The sequence below is a fragment of the Fructobacillus cardui genome, from assembly GCF_963580785.1.
Taxonomy (GTDB): domain Bacteria; phylum Bacillota; class Bacilli; order Lactobacillales; family Lactobacillaceae; genus Fructobacillus; species Fructobacillus cardui.
This window is the reverse complement of the sequence record NZ_CAUZLS010000003.1, coordinates 72626-93002: the sequence shown is the minus strand read 5'-3', so window position 1 is coordinate 93002 and position 20377 is coordinate 72626. Positions and strand designations below refer to the sequence as shown.

Below are 20377 nucleotides of genomic sequence, written 5' to 3'. Positions count from 1 at the left end.
CGCCTTGAGCGGTAGGCATTTTTTGTTTGCCAGAAGGTTGATTTTTTAGGGGGTTATGCTTATGAATGGTAAATAAAAAAACTCAATCACTAATGATTGAGTCATATCAATATTAAATTTCCTGTTCTTTGAACGCCCAAAAGTTTTTCTTCAATGTGGTTGCGACTGCCGGATAAAGGCTAGCGCAGAGGACAACCCAAGCGTAAGCAAGCAGGTAGCCAGCAATAACATCTGAGGCGAATTGCGAAGAAAAGTAGAGTCGCGAGAGCATAACCATCAGCGCCAGGGTAATTAAAATCCAGTCAATCAAGATTCGTAAGATCATCGAATTAATGTTTGGTGTCACCAACAAGAACAGGATAAAAACGATTGACCAAATGGCAACGACGTGTTGTGACGGGAATGAGTAGCCGGTGTCCGTTAAGAGGTGGCCAACGGGGCGCGAGGCATGAATAAAGAACTTAATGATTTGGGCCAAAATAATTTGACCAAAGGCGGTAAAGATTACCCAAAATGCCGGGATTTTTAAGTTTGCCAAAAGTAGGACGCTTGCTAAGAGGACGGCATAAATTAGACACATGAGTGGCGAACCTAAGAAGGTTGCTGCCGACATAATAGCATTACCGTAACTCGTTTGAATTCCAGTCATAAAGAAGCGAACTGACTCATTCATTTCATACAAAAAAGACGCATTGGTGCCAATTAAAACGGCCAGAACGATAAAGAGCAGGGTGGCAAAGACTGCCCGGCGGCGTTGTTTATTTTCGACGGAAATAATCATAGGTTTGGTCTCCAAATAAGTGATTGCTCAACATTTAGTATAAGCATGGCCACCAGGCAAGACAAGCAGTTTTCTTCAGATTTATGAAAAAATCAAGAAAAAAAACTAGCTGAACGCTAGTTTTCCTTACTTAGTGCTTGTGTTAGGGATTTCTGTTGTCTTTCCCTTAGCCCATTGTTGCAATTGAGCAACAGCAGCTTGACGCTTCTTCTTAGAAGAGTCATGTCCGACCTTACGGCCGCGGGCAAATGAATTCAATGGTGTCTTAACTGCCATGGTGTAACTCCTTATATTAGATAAAATAAATGTATCGTACAGAAAACAATTATACCTGATAAGAGATTGGTTTTCAAGTGCTATAATAGTGGTTATGGAGAATTGGAGTCAAACGACAATCAACGCCTTTCGCAAAGACTTGCTTGCCTGGTACGACCAAGAGGGTCGAGCAGCTTTGCCGTGGCGACAAAACACGGATCCTTATCGAATTTTAGTCTCGGAGTTAATGCTCCAGCAGACAAGAGTTGATACGGTCATCACCTATTTTAACCGTTTCATGGAAGCTTTGCCAACGGTGGCTGATTTGGCTGCTGCTGATGAAGATTTGGTCTTAAAACTTTGGGAAGGGCTCGGTTATTATTCACGGGCTAGAAACCTGCATAAGGCGGCTAAGTATGTAGTCTATGACCTTCAGGGTCACTGGCCAGAATCATATGATGACCTCCAGGACTTGCCTGGGGTTGGGCCCTATACGGCAGCGGCGATCGCCTCAATCGCTTTTGGTCAAGTAGTACCAGCCATTGACGGTAATTTCTTTCGAGTCTTTTCCCGCCTGTTAAAGATTGATGATGATATTGCCCAACCAAAAACCCGTAAGGTTTTTTATCAAGCAATTGAACCAATCGTCGACCCAGAGAGGCCTGGTGACTTTAACCAAGCAATTATGGACTTGGGCACAACTTATATGAAGACGGATAATCCAGATACCCTGCATTCACCCGTTAAAAAGTATAACGCGGCCTTTCGAGATGGGGTTGAGGACCAGTATCCGGTGAAGACAAAAAAGAAAAAGCCAGTGCGACAGATTTATCAAGCTCAGGTGGCTTATGACGACCAGGGCAGGCTGTTGTATGAACAACGGCCAAAAACAGGTCTGCTAGCTAATTTTTGGACCTTGCCATTGAAACAGGTTGAGTCAATTGAAGAATTGGCCGGCAACCAGCTGACCTTAAAGCCAGTTGTGCATGTCTTTTCTCACCGCCGCTGGGAAATTTGGTTAGTTGACCTACCGGTTAAAAATCAGCAAAACCTACCCACCAACATGGCCTTTTTGTCGCCAGCAGAGCAAGAGGCATTGGCCCTGCCGAAGGTACAACATAAGCTATTAGATCAATTAAGGGAGATTGATGATGTTTCCAAATGATAAATTAAGGACCATATTCTTTTGGACGATTGAGGCGCTGGCTCTAGCCCGTTTAATTTTCTTAGTCTTTCGCTTTGACTTTTTAATGCATCCGATTGCAGTCTTTGCTAACACGGTTTTTATGCCGTTATTGGTTGCTGGCTTCTTTTACTATGTTTTGAAGCCGATTTTAAAGGCAATTGAAAAAATCAGAATTAAAAACTGGCAGATGCCCCGGTTTTTGGCCGTCTGGATTACCTTTGCCTTGTTCTTGATTGTGGTTGGTGGGGCCTTGATTATTTTTGTGCCACTGATTTTAAATGAAATTACGAATATGATTACCGCCATTCCATCGTTTATCAAGCATGTGCAAGATTTGGCCAATGAAATGGTCAAGGAACCCTGGTTTAAGCGCATGAATATCTCGGTTTCAGATACCGATATTAAGACGTCTGTGACCAAGTATGGGACTTCTGTCCTCTCAGTTACTGCCGGTACTCTTCAAGCTGTGATTGCGGGAGCGACTTCTTTTACCATCAACGCTTTGATGGTCCCAATTATTCTCTTTTATATGCTGAACGACGCGGACCATTTTTTGCCAACGGTCAAAAATTTCTTTCCGAAGAGCAAGGCGCAGGACGTCTTTGAACTTGGGGGACAACTCGATAAGACCATTGAACGCTATATTTCGGGTCAGGCCATTCAGATGGTCTTTGTTGGCTTTGCCATGAGTATTGGTTATTGGATGACTGGATTACCATATATTTGGCTCCTTGGCTTCATTGCCGGGGTCGCTAACATCGTTCCTTATGTGGGACCCTTTATCGGGGTTGTGCCGGCAGTCTTGGTCGCTCTATCGATTTCCTGGAAGATGATCATCGGAATCGTGATTACGATGGCAATTGTCCAGCAGGTTAATGGTTCAATCATTTATCCGGCATTGATCGGTAAGAGCCTGAAGATTCATCCGCTGACGGTGATGCTGCTCTTGCTTGGGGCTGGGAACCTTTGGGGTATCGTCGGCATGATCATTGTTGTGCCGGTTTACGCTATTGCTCGAACAATTATCCTATATGCCTATAAACTGCATTTAGCGCAACGAAAAGAGCAGTCTGTTTCGGAATTAACGAAGAAAACCCTTGATAATGAATAACAATTGATAAAAAAGCGCCACAGACAAAGCCTGTGGCGCTTTTTTAGTGGGGGAATCTTCTTGGCGATTACTTGTTGGGTGTGCTTTAAAAAATAATGATTTTTTCTAAAGTTTTACTTGACGATGAGAAAAAAATCCAGTATTATTAAATGGTTGCCAAAGCGTCTGTCGGTTGTTTAAAATCGGGAGTTAGCCTGGTACGTCAAGATTTGCGGATGTGGCGGAATTGGCAGACGCGCTGGATTTAGGTTCCAGTGGAGTAATCCGTGCAGGTTCGATTCCTGTCATCCGTATCACAATATTTAAAAAATATTGTTGAAGTATTCAAAATGTTTTGATATAATATTTAGGTACTGATTTTGCCGACTTAGCTCAGTTGATAGAGCACCTCACTAGTAATGAGGGGGTCAGCGGTTTGAGTCCGCTAGTCGGCATTTGCTATAATTTTCATCACATTCTAGAAACCACTCTATATCAGCCTTAATGGTTAGTTTAGAGCGGTTTTTCTTTGTTTTTGAATATCTATTTTCCAGGCATTTTAAGTCGTTTTCAGACGTTTTTTAAAAAGTCTATCACACTTTTATCACACTTTTTGGTTAAAAAATAGAAGACATAATATCGAATGTCTTTTCATCTTCTGTCTTCCGTTGAGCATCCAAAAGATGGGTATAGATGTCAATTGTCGTGGATATATTTTTGTGCCCAAGACGTTTTGAAACGTATTTGATGTCAACGCCTTGCGATAATAACAGACTACCATGTGAGTGTCTAAGAGCGTGAAATGTCACTTCTTTTATCCCTAACTCTTTAATGGCTTTCTTGAGCGTTTTACCAGCTCCATAATTGCTAATGCTTGCCACTCTTCCAGCGATACCTTTTAGCTGATTCAATAACTCATCATCAACTGTGATGACACGATTACTATATTCTGTTTTGGTTGATTTGACGTGGCCGTATTGATCTAACGCTTTATTGACTGAAATTGTCTTATTTTGGAAATCGACATTAGATGAATCAAGTGCTCGTATTTCCCCAATTCTCATACCAGTATGGATGGATATATAAATAGCCAGATAAGAACGAGCATGTGGAAATTCAGCTAATTTTCTCAATACATAATTATTCAATTTAATCAGTTCATCGGTTTCGAGGAATTTCTCATCAGCTGATTTACCATCTAGGCCCGTCAACTTGATTCTGATAGTGGGGTCTTTGTCAATGATCTCATCAGCATAAGCATCTCTTAATGCTTGGCTCATATGATTTTTTCGCTTGGCAACCGTTTCTTTTGAATGTGTTTCGCCGAATTCGTTGATAAAATTTTGAAAATCAGAACGAGTAAAATCAAGTAATCGAGCTTTTGGCAAATATTTGATGATATTATCTAACGTATTTTTGTACTGATAAACAGTAGAACTTTCCAAATCATTTTTGTACGTATCTACCCAGTTTTCAAAATAATCAGATAACAACATATCCTCATATTTATTTATTTCTGAATCAATAGCGCCAGATTCAATCGATGCTGCCCACAATTGAGCTTCTTTTTTTGTTTTAAATCCCTGCTTGCTAGGACGTTTTTTTGCCATTTACTGTGATTGATGCAAATGCTCTCCAATTATTTGGACTTAATTTTACAAAACTAGCCATAATTCCTCCATTTTTGGTCAAATAAAAAGGCTTACGCCTTCATAGTGTATGTATGCCCCAAAGGGCGTCTAAATTATTATTGAACGAATATGTGTGGTTACAATTCTTTATTGTTTAAACCATCAAGCTTTTCAATTAATTGTTTTTGTAGCTTAATATTTTCTTCTTGAAGTTTTTGGATTTTTATTGCATCTTCGTGTGCCTGGTCATATCCCCATTGCTGTTCTCTGTTTTTCTTTAAGTATTTGTTGATTGTCTTGATGAGGTAGAAAACAATATATGAAATGAAGAATAGTGTTAGGGAGTTTTGAAGTAATGATACAAATGAAGATTCTAATGTGTGGGTAGGGTGATTACCATTAAATGCAAAAATCCACATCCAAATATACCCGATAAGATTTGCTAAAAAGCTTGTTAGACTCTTTATGACGTCACTAAAGTTGTACCCAATCACGATTGAAATGACAAATGTTAACAAAAATGGTGCGAACATAAACTGTTTGAACTGTTCAAAATTCGAAGACGTGTGGTCGAATAACTCCTCTGTTTTTGATTTAACATTTTCCTTAACGTCTTTGGCACTGGTTTTGATTTCTTGTACATTGTTTTTGATGTCATTTTTCATATCAGACAAGATTGATTTATCAAATTTGTTTTTCATGTTTTGTACTCCTTTTATGTATGCCCGAAAGGGCGTGTATTACTTTGAGTATTTTCCGTTAATGAATGTTAATTCGTTTGTATCGCTGTAAGTCGAATAAGCCTTAACAACAGCAATGATGAAGTCAACTAATGGCCAAATGCCCAAAGTAATCCACGATCCCAATAGCAACTTGAAAATTCCTAATCCAATTTGTCCACGCATGAAGCGGTCAACCCCCAAACACCCAGCAACCCAAGTGCCAATCCAGACAAAAATATGCTTATTAATTTTATTAACCTTTACATTCCCAGTAATTGTAGTTTCCATAATATTTCTCCTGTCAGCTTTTAACGTGGTTCCGGCTCTGCACGTAGGTTTTAAGCTAATTCATTGAATTGAGTTGTTACTTCATCAAGCAACCAACTAGGGACGTTCAAATATTCCATGAAAGTCATAGGACTAGTTGGCATTTCAATTTTCATCAACATCTCGATGGCATGTCAATGTACTGACAACTCTTCTCCATGTTTGATATATGGACTAAATTGATATACCTCGTCAGGACATTCGTTCACATATAAAATATGGTTCATTTCATGCGCTAAACGAAATTCATAGCTAGATTTGTCATATGCTGGGTTCATTAAAATTAGCTTTGATTTTTCGATAGAAGAATCTGGAGCTGATTCTGATAGTTGGTCAACGTCAATGATTGTAATATCATTTGATCGAGCAATTTGTTCTAAATCATATAGAATGTCATTTCTGATGTTTTCAGACACTGATTACTTCCCCTTTTTCTGGCTCATGATGAACCGAGCATATTCAAGAATTTTTTCACGGTCTTCATCATCAATTGGTTTCCCATCAAATGCTTTTAAAACAATGTCATCTTGTTCCTCGCTCCTGATGGTTGACATCTCGTCCGTACGACCTAGTAAGAAATCAACTGATACGTTTAAAACGTCAGCAACTTTTTGTAAATTGTCAGCCTTTGGTGTTGACTTTTTCCAACCATAAATTGCCTTATTACTTAGTCCAGCTTTGTCATTTACCTCATCAATCGACATTTTTCGGACATTTGATGCTTCTTTTATTCGTTCATAAAGTGTTGTCATATCAATGTTTCCAGTCTCAATACATAATTAAAGTTGTGAAAAGCCAACAAAATTGTTGGTTTGTTGAAAATAGCCAATTATAATATGTCTTGTAAGTTAATTACGCAAACAAAAAATAGATAGAACTTAAGTGTCTTGGCTGGCTCAATAAGTAATAGCTAGGTTGTTTTATGCTGTCATTATAGTTGGGAAAAACCAACTTGTAAAGTAAAACTTACAAACTTTTTACAGTTAATTAGAAAGGAGAATGAACATGACTACGCAAAAAGCAATAGATACGTTGGAAGATGACCGGCTTGATTTTGAAAAGCATCGTAAGAAGAAGCGTTTAACTCCGGAAATGTTAGCATCGGTAATTGGTAAGTCACCTTCATATGTGCGCCAACTCTTGAACGGATCAGCCAAGGGCAATGTGGCACGTAAGAATTTAAGTAAGCTGTTTGATTTTACAGATTACAAGGGCGACATTTGGTTTTAATGAGCAAGCATAGATAGCTAACAATAATCAGTCAACGAGTGTCCGGCAACAAAAAAGCCACCATATAGGTGACTGTATTACCGATTTCTGAAACGTCAGGAATTGTTACTTTTGGCATAGAAACGTGTGATTTTCCAATAAGTTCGTTTGCTTTCTTAACTGTATCTTGCATGTTTTTCATAGCTTCACCTCCTGCGTTAGCTGCTTTCGAGTTGTTACCGTGCTGGTTTTTTTATCCGACACTTCTACATGTCGCCATGCAGTTCAGCATATCTTTTCAACTCATGGAGTTGTCGGGTGCTCGTGGTTTTTTTTATTTTTCAAAAATTATGTTGATTTTAATAATAAAAGTGTTACTATTATTGTTGTTATCACAAATTATTTTATTCACAAGGAGGAAATCAAAAATGAATTTCAAACATTTTGTTGTAGTAGCGGCCGCAACTGCTGGTATCGGTTTTTTTGCTGTTAACCATACTGAAATTGGTTCGTTGACAGGTGAAAGTATAAGCGCTTCGGCTGATGGGTTTAGTGGTACAAGTTCAGGATATGAATACTACGTAAATGGGCAAAAGGTATACAATCAGTGGGTTTCTGCCTGGGGACATGATTACTACATTGGATCAGATGGAAAAGCGGTCCAAGGTGTTCAACGTATTGGGAACGACTATTATTATTTTGGGGAAGATAATACCTATTTTAAGCGTAGTGATCAATGGGTTAGCCAATGGGGGAATCAATATTACGCAGGGCCAGATGGTAAGTTTTATAACGATGTAAAGGCGATTGATGGTACTTATTATGCCTTTGATCGTAACGGATATAACATGATTCGCAATAACTATGTTCAAAGTTCTTGGGGAATGTGGTATATGTTTGGATCAGATGGCCGGATTGTTACAGGCTGGTCGGATTGGTATGGTAGTCGATACTATTTTGATTCAACTACTTACTTAAAAGTAACTGGCGACCGCTGGATTGATGGTCAATTGTACCACTTTAATAGTGATGGCCAATTGATTGGTGGTGGGTATAATCATCCACAGGCATCAAGTAACAACACCTATCCTTGGGGACAATGCACTTATTATGTGAAACAACAACTTGGGTATGTTGGTAATTGGTGGGGTAATGCCGATCAGTGGGCTAATAGTGCAAGGAACGCCGGGTATTCGGTTGATCATAATCCTGCAGTTGGAACAGCAGTTGTTTTTCAAGGGGGACAAGCTGGAGCTGCTTGGGGATATGGACACGTAGCTGTTGTTCGACAGGTAAATGGCAATAGTATTTATATTGAAGAGATGAACGCTCATGGTGTAGGTGTTGTGTCTTCGCGATGGGTGAATAATGCATCTTCTTACGAATACATTCATTAATAACCACTACATCATTAATGGTAGGACGATTTGAATTCTAAATATTACGTCCAAGAGATAGCCGATCAGATAGCTTGGCTATTTTTTTATAATGATTATGTGGGCACTGTTGTGTCGGCTTCCATATGACAACAAAAAACAGCCGATTTAGGCTGTTTTTTGGGTAATTTAATAAAATGTTAAAGCGTTGGCAAATATGATTTATCAATAAATATGTGCTACTTTCTGTAAAAAATAAAAATCCTGTTATGACATACATAATAATGCACGATATTTGCACGTATTTTCTTTCAAACGTTGATAAATCAGCGTTTATAATACCGCTAGTCGGCATAAGGCTCGTAGAGCAAGACTTTTCAAAAAGGTAGAACACAAAGTGTTCTACCTTTTTTTTGTCGTAATTTTTTTATTTTTTGTTTACATCAACGGACTTTGGTGTATACTAAGGGAAATCAAATTTAAAGGAGGAACATTATATGTCATTCGAAGAAAAATTTGATGCAGCAAAGGATAAGTTGGAAGGTGAGGCTAAAGTGGCTGAGGGCAAGGCAAAGGAATTTGCAGCCGATGCTAAAGATGCCACTAAAGATTTTGCCGACAAAACAAAGGATGCTTTTAAAAAGTAGCTAGCGGACCTGGTGGGTGTCCAATAGTGATTCAAGGTAAGACGTTTTTAAATGTCTTACCTTTTTATGTACAATCAGTTTGTTCTGTGGTGGTTCGGTGGCGTTATTTGGCAAATAAACCAAAAGAAAAAGCCTCTAACAAAATGGCTAGAGACTGTTCACTTATTCCATTGTGACCAGTTGGCCCATAATGAGTGTCACCAGGGCTGGAATGAGTATGGCCAACCCGTCCAGGAAGGGAACAGTGACACTAATCAAGAGTGCTCCCAAGAAGAAGGTGGAAATCACTGTGGCAATGTCAATGGCCGTTTGTGCCATTTTAGTGTTGCCACGAAAAAGGCCTTCATAGAGGGCTGCATAGAATGTCCGGAAGTTGCCAGTCATCATCAGTGGCATAAATGGTTCCCCTTTGAGCTTGCGGAATTCTTGTAATTCGGCAGCAGCGGCAAAGGAAAGAATTGATGTGCCCACAAGGTTGGGAACGTGGTCCTGCAGGATTGCGGACAAAACAAGGATGGCCGTCATATACCAAAGGATGAAGCGGCGCTCAGCCGTCTTGCTGGCCCCCCTTTTTTCCAATCCATGCTGGATAACCTTGATTAAAAGGGTACCAAAGCCGAAAGTAAGCAGTGAAATCAGGTAGTGACTTGCCATTGAAAAGTGCATTTTGCCCACGTTAATGCCGAGCAAGATTAAGTTTCCGGTTTGTAAACCGGCAAAGACTTCACCGTGGATTAGATAAGAATAGGCATCTAGTGATCCGGCGGTGAAGGTTAAGAGACTTCCAAAGAGAAGTCGTTCATGTGATGGAAATAAATTTTTAGACAAATCCGTCACCTCCAATACGGATACTATTGTACTGTATTTTGCCTTGTTTGCGTGGATAAAGTGACTGATTTTCAAGGGTTATCAGACTTTTATGATAAAAATCACGATGACTCTTTTAACGTTTAAAAAGGAATGGTTCTGATAAAAGTGCTATACTCAACCTAGAATGAGAAGAAAAAGGGGACAGAATATGAAGTATGGGATGCGGACACCGAGTTTGAAGAAGTCAATTGCGGCTCGAACTTCCGGCCGGGCAACGCGGGCGGTTAAGAAGGATTTAATTCCAGGTTATGGAACGAAGGGGCGGGGGTGGCTGAATCCCAAAAGGAAGGTTTATAACAAGGTTTATAGCAAAACGACATTTAGTTGGTTTGATTTGTTTAAATGAAATGCCGATTAGTGATGCTTACATGTAAAGATGGTCTTTAGAACAGACCCTAATATTAAAATAATTTTGACACTAATTAAGTAAAATTAAGGGGTCGATAAAATAACTAAGCCTTTATCTTCTAGATGAGGTTTTTTATTTGAGTCAACCATCGGTGACTAATTTTATTAAAAAATAAAATAACTGTTGACAAAGAAAAAAGAACAGTTTACTATACGTGTCAACAGATAAATTATAAATTACTGAGAAAAGATGAGTAAACGTTCAGCTGATTTTAACAGAGAGCCTGGGTTGGTGTAAGCGGGTATTTGAGCAAATGTTGAAGATGGTCTTTGGTTACGGTATAAGCGGTGAGTCTTGTCGATGAGCCCCTTACGGAGTGACACACGTTACCGTGTTAAGAGATAGCTTTTTTAGTGTCTTAAGTGCTGGCCAATAAGCCAGCAATAGGGTGGTACCGTGCCAGGCTATTTGGCGCCCCTAGAATGACTTTTATAGTGATTCTAGGGGCATTTTTTTTGTTTTAAAAAAGGAGAGTGGCGATGACGGCGAATGCAAAGAATGGGCTCTTGCACCAAAAGCAAGCGTGGTACAATCAGAAATTAATTCAACCACTGCAAATTTTGGTTTGGAACCTGATGCCAACCAAGGAAAATACAGAGCAACAGTTTTTGTCCTTGTTAAATGATTTGGACCAGGATATTGAAGTAACCTTTTTATATGCCTGCAGTCACCACTTCAAGACTGTTCCAAAGGATGCGGTCGCCGACTGTTATGCCTGTTGGCACCAAATTAAGGATCAAAACTTCGATGGGCTGATTTTGACGGGGGCACCGGTGGAACAGTTGCCTTTCGAGGATGTTGATTACTGGCAGGAATTTTTGACCATTAAGGATTGGGCGAAAGACCATGTCGGCCAAACCATCAACGCCTGTTGGTCGGCTCAGGCAGCACTGTACCAAGACTTTGGTATCAAAAAGCGGCGCTTACCGGCAAAATTGTTTGGTATCTATGAGGCCAAGCAACCAACCCAAGAAACTGCCACTGAAAAATCAGGACTGACCACTGGCCTCGCAAACTTCAAGACACCGCAGTCGCGGTATTCGGAATCGGTGATTGACATTGAAGACTTGCCAGCTGATTTACAAGTCCTCTTAACTAATGACCAAGCAGGACCGCTTCTGCTACATTCGGCCGAGAGAAAGCAAACTTACCTGACGGGGCATTCAGAATATCAAACGAAAACGTTGGATGCCGAATACCGGCGCGACCTGGCTAAGCATTTGGCCATCCACGAACCAGCTAACTACTACCCAGAAGGTTATTACGACCGTGGCGAAGAGATTGAAAACACCTGGATGGCTAGCAGTCGCCAGCTCTATCAAAACTGGTTGAACCTGGTTGTCAATAAGGAGAAAAATTATGACCGACAAGAAATTACACTTTGAAACCCTGCAAGTCCACGCTGGCCAAGTTGTTGATCCAGAAACCGGGTCACGGGCCGTGCCAATTTATCAAACAACTTCTTACGTTTTTAAGGACGCTAATCAGGCAGCCAACCGTTTTGCTTTGACGGAACCCGGCAATATTTATACGCGCTTGACAAACCCAACAACGGCGGTTGTTGATGACCGTGTAGCGGCTTTGGAAAACGCCAGTGCCGGGGTGACTTTAGCCACAGGGTCAGCGGCCGTTACGGCTGCGATTCTTAATATTGCTGGTCAGGGGGATGAGATTGTTGCTGCCAGCACACTGTATGGCGGAACTTATGACCTCTTTGCGGTCACCCTGCCAAAACTAGGAATTAAAACGACCTTTGTTGATCCAGATGATCCCGAAAACTTTGAAAAGGCGATTACAGACAAGACCAAGGCGGTTTATGTGGAGAGTATCGGAAACCCCAATATTAACTTGGTTGACTTTGAGGCCATTGGCGAAATTGCCCACCGTCACCAAATCCTTTTCTTTGTGGATAACACATTCGGGACGCCTTACTTAGTCCGGCCATTGGACCACGGCGCTGATATCGTGATTCATTCAGCCACGAAGTTTATTGGTGGCCACGGGACAACGATGGGCGGGGTCATTGTTGAAAAGGGCGACTTTGATTACAAGGCTAGCGGTAAGTACCCAGGTTTCACAACACCAAACGCGCAGTATAACGGCTTGGTCTTTGCTGATTTGGGGCCGGCAGCCTTTACGACCAAGGTGCGAGCCGAAAGTTTGCGCGACCTGGGGGCAACGATTAGTCCTTTTAATTCCTTCTTGTTACTGCAGGGATTGGAGTCGCTGTCCTTGCGAGTTGAGCGTCACGTTTCAAACGCCGAAAAGGTGGTTGACTACCTGAATAACCATCCAAAGGTTGCCTGGGTCAAGTATCCCAAGTTGGCTGATAGCCCTTATCATGATTTGGCAGAAAAGTACTTCCCTAATGGGGTCGGATCGATTTTCACCATTGGTTTGACTGGCGGTGAAGAGGCCGGTAAGGAATTGATTAAGAACTTGAAACTCTTCTCGCTCTTGGCCAATGTTGCCGATGCGAAGTCGCTGATTATCCATCCGGCTTCTACAACCCATGCCCAGTTGAATGAGGAAGAACTGAGGGCAGCCGGTGTGACATCAGACTTGATTCGCCTCTCAATCGGGGTGGAAAATGTTGACGATATTATCGCTGATTTGGACCAGGCCTTGGCTAAGATTTAAAGGCGTGCGTGCTGATGAAACCTAGGCTATGTATTAAAAATGTGTGCGGTGATGTTGGCATTGACTGAATTTAAAAAGCGCTATAGGGCCTGGCAAAAAAAACAGGTCGTGTAAAAGATGGGAATAAGGAAAGGTAAAAATTAATGGCAATTGACTGTTCTTGGCAAAAGAAGATTGAAACGATTTTGGCTCAAGCGGGTAACCGAATTGATAATGTGACGGGGTCGATTTCGATGCCCCTGTACTTTTCGACCGCTTACCGACATGAGGGTTTGGGTAAGTCAACGGGTTATGACTATTCCCGGATGACGGAACCAACTAGGGATGTCTTAGAGGACGTCTTGGCTCAGATGGAAAATGGGGTGAAAGCCTTTGCCGTTTCCTCGGGGATGGCGGCCATTCAACTGGTCTTTAGCCAGTTTAAGAGTGATGACCACATCATCGTCTCCGATGACTTATATGGTGGTTCCTTCCGTTTCTTTGATCTTTTAGCAAATCAGTACCATCTACGCTTCAGCAAGTGGGATGGTCAGGATTACCAAGAATTTGACCGGCTTTTGGCAGATGGCGGGAAGGCTGTTTGGATTGAGACTCCTTCAAACCCAACCATGAAGGTGATTGATATCCAAAAGACGGCCGACCATGCGCATGCGGCTTCGGCTCAATTGTTCGTAGATAATACTTTCTACACACCTTTGATTCAACAACCCTTGAATGAAGGAGCAGACATCGTGGTTCATTCTGCCACGAAGTATTTGTCAGGGCATAATGACCTGTTGGCCGGTGTGGTGGTTTGTAAAACCGAAGAAATGGCCGCAGTCATTGGTCAAAATCTGATCACGACGGGTCCTAATTTGGCACCCTTCGACTCTTGGTTGCTCTTGCGTAGCCTGAAGACGCTGCCTTTGCGCCTGGCCAAGCAGGAAGAAAACGCTCAGGACTTGGTGGCGGATTTTAACCAAAGTGAGTTGATTGATGAAGTGCGCTACCCTGGCCGTGGTGGTATGGTCAGCATTTATGTGAACAAATCAGTTCATATTGACCGCTTCTTGGGCGCCTTGAAGGTGATTTCCTTTGCTGAAAGCCTGGGTGGGACGGAAACCTTGGTGACCGTTCCAGCCGTGCAAACCCATGCCGACATGACACCAGCTGAACGTGAAAAAACAGGGATTACGGAAAACTTGTTGCGTGTCTCCTGTGGGATTGAAGCTAGTTCGGACCTGATTTTAGACTTCCATCAGGCCCTTGCTGCTGCAAAGGATGACAATGTGGCTGCGGCCAATTCGGTTAAAGAACAGGTGGCAGAGACGTTTGGCGTAGAAAAGGAGTTAATTCATGACTAAGGATGCATTTTCTGATTGGACAAAGGTCATTAAAACCACGACCAAACCCGATAAGGAAAGCGGGGCGATTAACCCAGCAATCCAGTTGTCCTCGACATTCGAGCAGCGTGATTTTGATCATTTCGGTCACTGGGATTATGCCCGGTCAGGGAACCCCACGCGAGATGTTTTGGAAGAAAGTATTGCAGAGCTGGAGCATGGCACTAGGGGCTTTGCCTTTGCAACGGGGATGGCAGCGATTTCGACGGCCTTGTTGACGTTGAACCAGGGCGATCACGTGATTTTGACCAAGAACGTTTATGGTGGGACCTTTCGCTTGGTAGAAGAAGTTTTGACCAAGTATGGGATTTCGCATACCTTTGTGGACTTGGGGAACCCGGCTGATTTGGAAGAGGCCTTCCAGGATAATACCAAGGTAGTATATGTGGAAACCCCTTCCAACCCAACTTTGCAGGTCACGGATATTCGGTTAGTGGCCCAAATTGCCCACGACCATGGTGCCTTAGTTTTTGCCGACAATACCTTTATGACCCCGGTTTTGCAAAAGCCACTGGACCTTGGTGCTGATTTGGTCGTGCATAGTGCCACGAAATTCTTAGCCGGCCATAGTGATATTTTGGCTGGATTAGTGGTCACCAAGGACGAAGAGTTTGGCAAGCAAATCTACTTCCTCCAAAATGCCATGGGTGCGACGCTTGGCGTTTCGGATTCCTGGCTCTTGATGCGTGGCATTAAGACCTTAGCGGTCCGAATGGAAAAGGAGTCGCAAAATGCCCTGGAACTAGCTCAGTGGCTCGAACAACAGGAACTTGTGACAAAGGTTAATTATCCAGGCCTGGAAGCGGATGTTGGCTATGCAGTTCACAGTAGTCAGGCCAAATCAGGTGGGGCGGTCTTGTCCTTTGATATTGGTAGTGAAGACAATGTGCGTCAGCTAGTAGCCGAATTAAAGATTCCAATTTTTTCGGTTTCTTTGGGGGCTGTGGAATCGATTATTTCCTATCCGCCGAAGATGTCCCATGCTGAAATGAACACGGAAGAACGCCATGACCGTGGCATTACGGATGGTTTGGTCCGCTACTCGGTTGGCCTCGAAGATATCAACGATTTGAAGGCTGATTTACACCAGGCCTTTTTGAAAATTAAAGAATGAAAACAAACAATGAAAAGATGAGTATCTAATCCGAATTTCTGACAGAGAGCCATGATGATGAGAATTGGTAGAAAAATGGTTAGAGAAGATGGTCTTGGAGTTACTGGCCGGTCGAGCACATTTTGCGTGAGATGGACACGGTTCACAACCGTTATCTTGTGTGGCTCCGATGCTAATTGGGGTATTGAGTAAGTCTGATGGTTATCAGACAATTAGGGTGGTACCGTGCCAAAAGGCGCCCCTAGATAGACGTAATTGTTTATCTAGGGGCGTTTTTATGTGCGGACAAGAATAGTAAAGAAAAGATGAGGAGAAAAGGATATGACAACAACAATTATTGGTTTCCCACGGATTGGTGAAAAGCGAGAACTCAAGTTTGCGACAGAGCATTATTGGAAGAAGCAGTTGAACCAGGACGAGTTATTGAAAAAGGCGCATGAGATTAAGTTGGCGCATTGGCAGGCCCAACAGGAAGCTGGCATTGACTTGATTCCAGTTGGCGACTTTTCTTTCTTTGATAATTTTTTGGACGTTGCCAACGATTTAAATATTGTTTCTGACCGCTATCGACAATTAGGATTGTCAAAATTAGATGAGTATTTTTCTCAGGCTCGGGGTTACCAGGATGGTGACCAAACGGTTAAGGCGCTGCCAATGAAGAAGTGGTTTAATACGAATTACCACTATATCGTTTCTGAATTTACGCCAGAGACACACGTGCAGTTTAATGGTCAAAGGCTACTTGATGAAATTCGTGAAGCCCGGGCAGCAGGAATTAATTCGATTAAGGCTGTCTTCATCGGTCCCTACACGCTTTTGAAATTAGCGCGTTTTGTGGATGGTGCCAAGCCAACTGATTTCATTACTGATTTGGTCCAGGCCTATCAAGCACTTTTGGCTAACCTGCAGGAGTTAGGGGTCGACTATTTACAAGTTGATGAACCGGCCCTCACGTTTGATGTCAGTCAACAAGACCAAGAATTGTTTGATCAACTCTATGACCAAATATTGGCCCAACCAACTACAGTCAAAGTGATTTTGCAGACTTACTTTGGTGATGTCAGGGATGTCTACCAAGATTTGATTCAAAAGCCTTTTGCGGGAATCGGCTTGGACTTTGTTGAAGGGCAAGAAAATTGGCAATTGATTGAGCAATACGGTTTTCCAACCGATAAGGCGCTCTTTGCTGGGGTTGTGAACGGAAAGAACGTTTGGCGCAATCATTACCAGACAATTTTGCAGCAATTGCACCAGTTACCAGCAGAAGTATCCGTGGTCCTCAATACTTCTTCCTCTTTGTTGCACGTGCCTTATACCGTTGCTAATGAAAATCAGTTGGACCAAGATGTTGCCCAACATTTGGCCTTCGCTATTGAAAAATTGCACGAACTCAGTGAATTGGCTGCGATTGTTGCTGGCCGAGAAGGTAGCGAGAAGTATTTGGCAGAAAATCAACGACTCTTTGCCGACGTCAAACACCCAGTTAATGTGGTGGTTCAGAAGAGAGTGGAGGCGTTGCGCGACGATGACTACACTCGGCTGCCAGATCGAAAAACACGGATTGCTTTGCAAAACGAAGAATTAGACTTGCCACTGTTCCCAACGACGACAATCGGTTCCTTCCCACAAACAGCTGATGTTCGAGCCAACCGTCGTCAATTTAAGCACCATGAAATCAGTCAAGAAGAATATGACCAATTCAACGAAGACAAGATCGCTCGGATTATCCGTAAGCAGGAGGAGTTAGGCCTTGATGTCTTGGTTCATGGGGAATACGAACGCAATGACATGGTCGAATACTTTGGTGAAAAATTAGGTGGTTTTGTCTTCACGCAAAATGGTTGGGTCCAGTCATATGGGAGCCGAGCTGTTAAACCACCAATTATTTGGGGGGATGTTAGCCGCACGGCACCGATTACGGTTGCAGCCTCAGTTTATGCAAATGGTTTGACGGATAAGCTCGTGAAGGGGATGCTGACGGGTCCAGTGACCATCTTTAACTGGTCGTTCCCTCGTGAGGACATCGAGCGCAAGGAAGTCGTGACCCAAATTGCATTGGCCTTGCGTGATGAAGTCTTGGATTTGGAAAAGCATGAGATTAAGATTATTCAAATCGATGAGCCAGCTCTACGTGAGAATTTGCCATTAAGAAAATCAGATTGGTTTAGCCAGTACCTAGATTGGGCCGTTCCGGCCTTTCACCTGGTTCACTCTGGTGTCGCGCCAACAACACAAATTCACACTCATATGTGCTATAGCGAGTTCTCAGATATTCTCCAAGCAATCGATGACTTGGATGCCGATGTGATTTCATTTGAAGCCTCTCGAGCTGATTTCACCTTAATTGATGACCTAGTTGACCACCAGTTCCAAACTCAGGTAGGGCCAGGTGTCTATGATATTCACTCACCACGGGTGCCTAGTCAAAATGAAATTCAAGGTTTGATTGAGCAGGTAATCGAAAAAATTCCTGCTGAAAACGTTTGGATCAATCCAGATTGCGGTTTGAAGACCCGGTCCGAGGCGGAATCCTTCGCCAGTTTAGAAAACATGATTGCTGCCATTCAAGCAATCAGGGAGGATGTCGATGAAGCTAGTTGATTTATTTGAGAAAAAAACAGTTTTTTCCCTCGAGGTTTTTCCACCACGAAAGAATACTTCCAAAGAAAGTATTCTGCCAACGCTATCTTCGTTAAATGATATTTCACCTGATTTTATTTCGGTCACATTGGGTGCGGGCGGAACGGCCCAGGGCAATGAAACGATTGAGGTTGCGAATCTTATTCAAAATCAGCTACACGTACCAGCGGTTGCCCATATTCCTAGTTTGTATCGGAACCAAGATCAGGTGGACGAATTGCTTGACCAACTGGCGGCCGATAATATTCAAAACGTACTGGCACTGCGCGGTGATCCGGTAGATGGGTTATCACCAAATGGGACCTTTTACCATGCTTCTGATTTGGTTGCTTATATTGACCGCGAGTATCCTAATTTTGATGTTGCCGCTGCTTGCTATCCGGAAGTGCACCAGGAATCACCATCTGTGGTGGCTGATATTGAAGGGCTGAGGCGCAAGGTTGATGCAGGAGCGGACCACCTGATTTCACAGCTATTTTTCGATAATCAGCATTTTTATGAATTTCAGGAACGGCTAGCCCTGGCTGGCATAACAGTTCCGGTTGAAGCTGGCATTATGCCTTGTACCAATAAAAAGCAAATTGAGCGGATAACGAAATTTTCGGGTGTGCCAGTGCCCAAAAAGTATCAAAAAATGCTTGATTGCTATGCGGATAATCCCTTGGCGCTGAAAGACGCCGGTATTGCTTATGCAATCGAACAAATCGTTGATTTGGTTTCCCAAGGGGTCGACGGTATTCATTTATATACGATGAATAAGCCGGAAATCGCTGAGAAAATCTGGGATGCCACTAAGACAATTTTTGAAGCTAACCAAACAAAGGATAGGGGTGCAATCGAACTGGTTCATTGAATCGAGTTCTTGGTTGCTTAATATCGGCCCCTCATGAAAAGAAAAGAGTAAAACAAAAAACCGCTTGCTTGTCTGAAATCAGACTTGCGAGCGGTTTTTCAAGCAGAAAAAATATTTGGATTAGTCAGCCGTTGTTTTTGAAACAACGATTGTTGACTTCTTACCGAGGGCGAAGAGAATCATGCCAAAGGCAATATAGCTAAGCAAAACTGTTAACGGCAAGGCAATGGCATTGCCATTAAAGAAGGCAATGTTCCGCAAAATTGTTCCAGTTGCCCCAGGTGGCAAGAGTTGTCCGAAGAAACCCCAGCCCTTTGGCAACATTTCAGGAGCTGATGAGAGCCCTGAAAGTGGGTTCCCAAGCAAGATCAACATGATGGCAGCGATAATCAAACCACCATTGCCCATCACTTCCAAAATACCCAGAACAAAGAATGCAGTGGCGGCGATACCAATCATGGCACCAAGTGAAGTTAACCAGTAGTTACCATCGAAAGTACCAACACCGAATTGGATAACACCAACAAGGCCAAGTCCACCAACGAAGGCGAATGCCAAGGCAGCAAAGAACTTTTGCTTCTTACCCTTAATCACGTTGGCAATGGCAACGGCACCAATCCAACCGCCAAGGGCAATTGGTAAGGCACCAGCGGCCAAACCAGTTCCCTTAGAGTCATCTTTAGGGAAGGCACGTAATTCAACAACCTTCAATGTCTTAGCATCGATTGCTGCTGACTTTTGGCTCAAAGTCTTCAATGTGTTGGCATCATTTGCTTGGGCCATCATTGGTGCTAATTGAGCCTTAGCAGCAGCCTTTTGCTGGGTAACAACACCCTGACCGATTTGGTTCAAGCCTTGCGCAACGGCTGCAGAAGCGGCTGTTGCTTGGTACAAGCTCAAGTCACCAGTTGCTGATATTTCAAAGGCACCGTAAATCTTACGTTCCTTGATAGCAGACTTAACGTCTTTTTCGCTGCCATATTGGCTAACCTTAAATCCCTTATCGGACAACGGCTTGGCCAACTTTTCATACGTTGCGTCATTTTGAGCAACGACACCAATTGGTACATTGTTAATACCTGATTTAACGGCTGGCAATGAGAAGGCAGTCATCATAATTCCTAAGACAACTGTCAAACCAAGAGCCAAACCTAAAATCAACTTATTGGATGATTTCATGTGTACTTCCTCTTTTCATTTACTGATTTTAGTATATGAAATCGACAAAAAAAGAAAACCAACAAT

General features: G+C 42.6%; 22 protein-coding genes, 2 tRNA genes and 1 other annotated feature. Of the genes, 14 read left to right on the top strand and 10 right to left on the bottom strand.

Annotated elements, in window-relative coordinates; genetic code table 11:
- Positions 1–112 precede the first annotated feature (112 nt).
- Together AABI20_RS03760 and AABI20_RS03755 are read right to left on the bottom strand one after the other, a co-directional pair.
- A complete protein-coding gene (locus tag AABI20_RS03760; protein WP_047975090.1) occupies positions 113–781 on the bottom strand; it encodes a phosphatase PAP2 family protein in 669 nt (222 codons plus the stop codon).
- Between the two features lie 126 nt (positions 782–907).
- Positions 908–1057 (bottom strand): hypothetical protein, encoded by a 150-nt coding sequence (locus tag AABI20_RS03755; RefSeq protein ID WP_168779053.1) that lies wholly within the window; start codon positions 1055–1057, stop codon positions 908–910.
- A 94-nt stretch (positions 1058–1151) separates the two neighbouring features.
- On the opposite strand from AABI20_RS03755, the gene mutY reads away from it, so the two are divergent.
- From mutY to AABI20_RS03735, 4 genes are all read left to right on the top strand, one after another.
- Positions 1152–2201 carry an A/G-specific adenine glycosylase gene (gene mutY, locus AABI20_RS03750; RefSeq protein ID WP_338345890.1) on the top strand — a complete coding sequence of 350 codons (1050 nt, stop codon included), beginning with the start codon at positions 1152–1154 and terminating at the stop codon, positions 2199–2201.
- On the top strand, positions 2188–3333 hold the full coding sequence (locus AABI20_RS03745) for an AI-2E family transporter (protein WP_338346872.1): 1146 nt from the start codon (positions 2188–2190) through the stop codon (positions 3331–3333). The genes mutY and AABI20_RS03745 overlap by 14 nt, the downstream gene beginning before the upstream one ends.
- Positions 3334–3544: 211 nt before the next feature.
- Positions 3545–3626, top strand: a tRNA-Leu gene (locus AABI20_RS03740).
- Positions 3627–3694: 68 nt separating this feature from the next.
- Positions 3695–3767 (top strand) — tRNA-Thr (locus AABI20_RS03735).
- 162 nt (positions 3768–3929) lie between these two features.
- On the opposite strand, the gene AABI20_RS03730 is transcribed toward AABI20_RS03735, so the two are convergent.
- The 5 genes from AABI20_RS03730 to AABI20_RS03710 form a co-directional block, all read right to left on the bottom strand.
- Complete coding sequence (locus AABI20_RS03730; protein WP_338346805.1) at positions 3930–4922, bottom strand: tyrosine-type recombinase/integrase; 993 nt, start codon at positions 4920–4922, stop codon at positions 3930–3932.
- A gap of 158 nt (positions 4923–5080) precedes the next feature.
- Positions 5081–5644: an MscL family protein gene (locus AABI20_RS03725; protein ID WP_338345892.1), complete on the bottom strand. Its 564-nt coding sequence runs from the start codon at positions 5642–5644 to the stop codon at positions 5081–5083.
- A gap of 39 nt (positions 5645–5683) precedes the next feature.
- Positions 5684–5953: a TM2 domain-containing protein gene (locus AABI20_RS03720; protein ID WP_338345893.1), complete on the bottom strand. Its 270-nt coding sequence runs from the start codon at positions 5951–5953 to the stop codon at positions 5684–5686.
- Positions 5954–6126: 173 nt separating this feature from the next.
- Complete coding sequence (locus AABI20_RS03715; protein WP_338346804.1) at positions 6127–6408, bottom strand: hypothetical protein; 282 nt, start codon at positions 6406–6408, stop codon at positions 6127–6129.
- A gap of 3 nt (positions 6409–6411) precedes the next feature.
- The gene (locus AABI20_RS03710) at positions 6412–6744 is read right to left on the bottom strand and encodes a helix-turn-helix domain-containing protein (protein ID WP_338345896.1); all 333 of its coding nucleotides are present in this window, start codon (positions 6742–6744) and stop codon (positions 6412–6414) included.
- Positions 6745–6997: 253 nt separating this feature from the next.
- On the opposite strand from AABI20_RS03710, the gene AABI20_RS03705 reads away from it, so the two are divergent.
- Complete coding sequence (locus AABI20_RS03705) at positions 6998–7222, top strand: helix-turn-helix domain-containing protein (protein WP_338346802.1); 225 nt, start codon at positions 6998–7000, stop codon at positions 7220–7222.
- A gap of 31 nt (positions 7223–7253) precedes the next feature.
- Here AABI20_RS03705 and AABI20_RS03700 read toward each other — a convergent pair whose 3' ends face one another.
- Positions 7254–7403: a hypothetical protein gene (locus AABI20_RS03700; protein WP_338345899.1), complete on the bottom strand. Its 150-nt coding sequence runs from the start codon at positions 7401–7403 to the stop codon at positions 7254–7256.
- A 226-nt stretch (positions 7404–7629) separates the two neighbouring features.
- Between AABI20_RS03700 and AABI20_RS03695 the strand changes: the two genes are divergently transcribed.
- Positions 7630–8598: a CHAP domain-containing protein gene (locus tag AABI20_RS03695; protein ID WP_338346800.1), complete on the top strand. Its 969-nt coding sequence runs from the start codon at positions 7630–7632 to the stop codon at positions 8596–8598.
- A gap of 476 nt (positions 8599–9074) precedes the next feature.
- Entirely contained in the window at positions 9075–9224 is a 150-nt protein-coding gene (locus AABI20_RS03690; RefSeq protein WP_168779055.1) for a hypothetical protein, read from the top strand.
- Between the two features lie 162 nt (positions 9225–9386).
- On the opposite strand, the gene AABI20_RS03685 is transcribed toward AABI20_RS03690, so the two are convergent.
- Positions 9387–10052 (bottom strand): YoaK family protein, encoded by a 666-nt coding sequence (locus AABI20_RS03685; protein WP_338346797.1) that lies wholly within the window; start codon positions 10050–10052, stop codon positions 9387–9389.
- 190 nt (positions 10053–10242) lie between these two features.
- Between AABI20_RS03685 and AABI20_RS03680 the strand changes: the two genes are divergently transcribed.
- From AABI20_RS03680 to metF, 7 genes are all read left to right on the top strand, one after another.
- Positions 10243–10440, top strand: a complete 198-nt coding sequence (locus AABI20_RS03680) for a hypothetical protein (protein WP_338346795.1) — start codon at positions 10243–10245, stop codon at positions 10438–10440.
- 542 nt (positions 10441–10982) lie between these two features.
- The gene (locus tag AABI20_RS03675; protein ID WP_288846705.1) at positions 10983–11888 is read left to right on the top strand and encodes a homoserine O-acetyltransferase/O-succinyltransferase family protein; all 906 of its coding nucleotides are present in this window, start codon (positions 10983–10985) and stop codon (positions 11886–11888) included.
- Positions 11863–13143 carry an O-acetylhomoserine aminocarboxypropyltransferase/cysteine synthase family protein gene (locus tag AABI20_RS03670; RefSeq protein WP_338346792.1) on the top strand — a complete coding sequence of 427 codons (1281 nt, stop codon included), beginning with the start codon at positions 11863–11865 and terminating at the stop codon, positions 13141–13143. The genes AABI20_RS03675 and AABI20_RS03670 overlap by 26 nt, the downstream gene beginning before the upstream one ends.
- Positions 13144–13286: 143 nt before the next feature.
- Positions 13287–14486, top strand: coding sequence for a PLP-dependent transferase (locus AABI20_RS03665; RefSeq protein ID WP_338346790.1), 1200 nt, complete (start codon positions 13287–13289; stop codon positions 14484–14486).
- A complete protein-coding gene (locus tag AABI20_RS03660; RefSeq protein WP_288846709.1) occupies positions 14479–15639 on the top strand; it encodes an aminotransferase class V-fold PLP-dependent enzyme in 1161 nt (386 codons plus the stop codon). Before AABI20_RS03665 ends, AABI20_RS03660 begins: the two co-directional genes overlap by 8 nt.
- Positions 15640–15885, top strand: a binding site (T-box leader). It begins immediately after the preceding gene.
- 75 nt (positions 15886–15960) lie between these two features.
- Positions 15961–18240: a 5-methyltetrahydropteroyltriglutamate--homocysteine S-methyltransferase gene (gene metE, locus AABI20_RS03655; protein ID WP_338346789.1), complete on the top strand. Its 2280-nt coding sequence runs from the start codon at positions 15961–15963 to the stop codon at positions 18238–18240.
- A complete protein-coding gene (gene metF, locus AABI20_RS03650) occupies positions 18227–19132 on the top strand; it encodes a methylenetetrahydrofolate reductase [NAD(P)H] (protein WP_338345909.1) in 906 nt (301 codons plus the stop codon). The genes metE and metF overlap by 14 nt, the downstream gene beginning before the upstream one ends.
- A gap of 120 nt (positions 19133–19252) precedes the next feature.
- On the opposite strand, the gene AABI20_RS03645 is transcribed toward metF, so the two are convergent.
- Positions 19253–20311 carry an ABC transporter permease gene (locus tag AABI20_RS03645; RefSeq protein ID WP_288846712.1) on the bottom strand — a complete coding sequence of 353 codons (1059 nt, stop codon included), beginning with the start codon at positions 20309–20311 and terminating at the stop codon, positions 19253–19255.
- Positions 20312–20377: the final 66 nt, after the last annotated feature.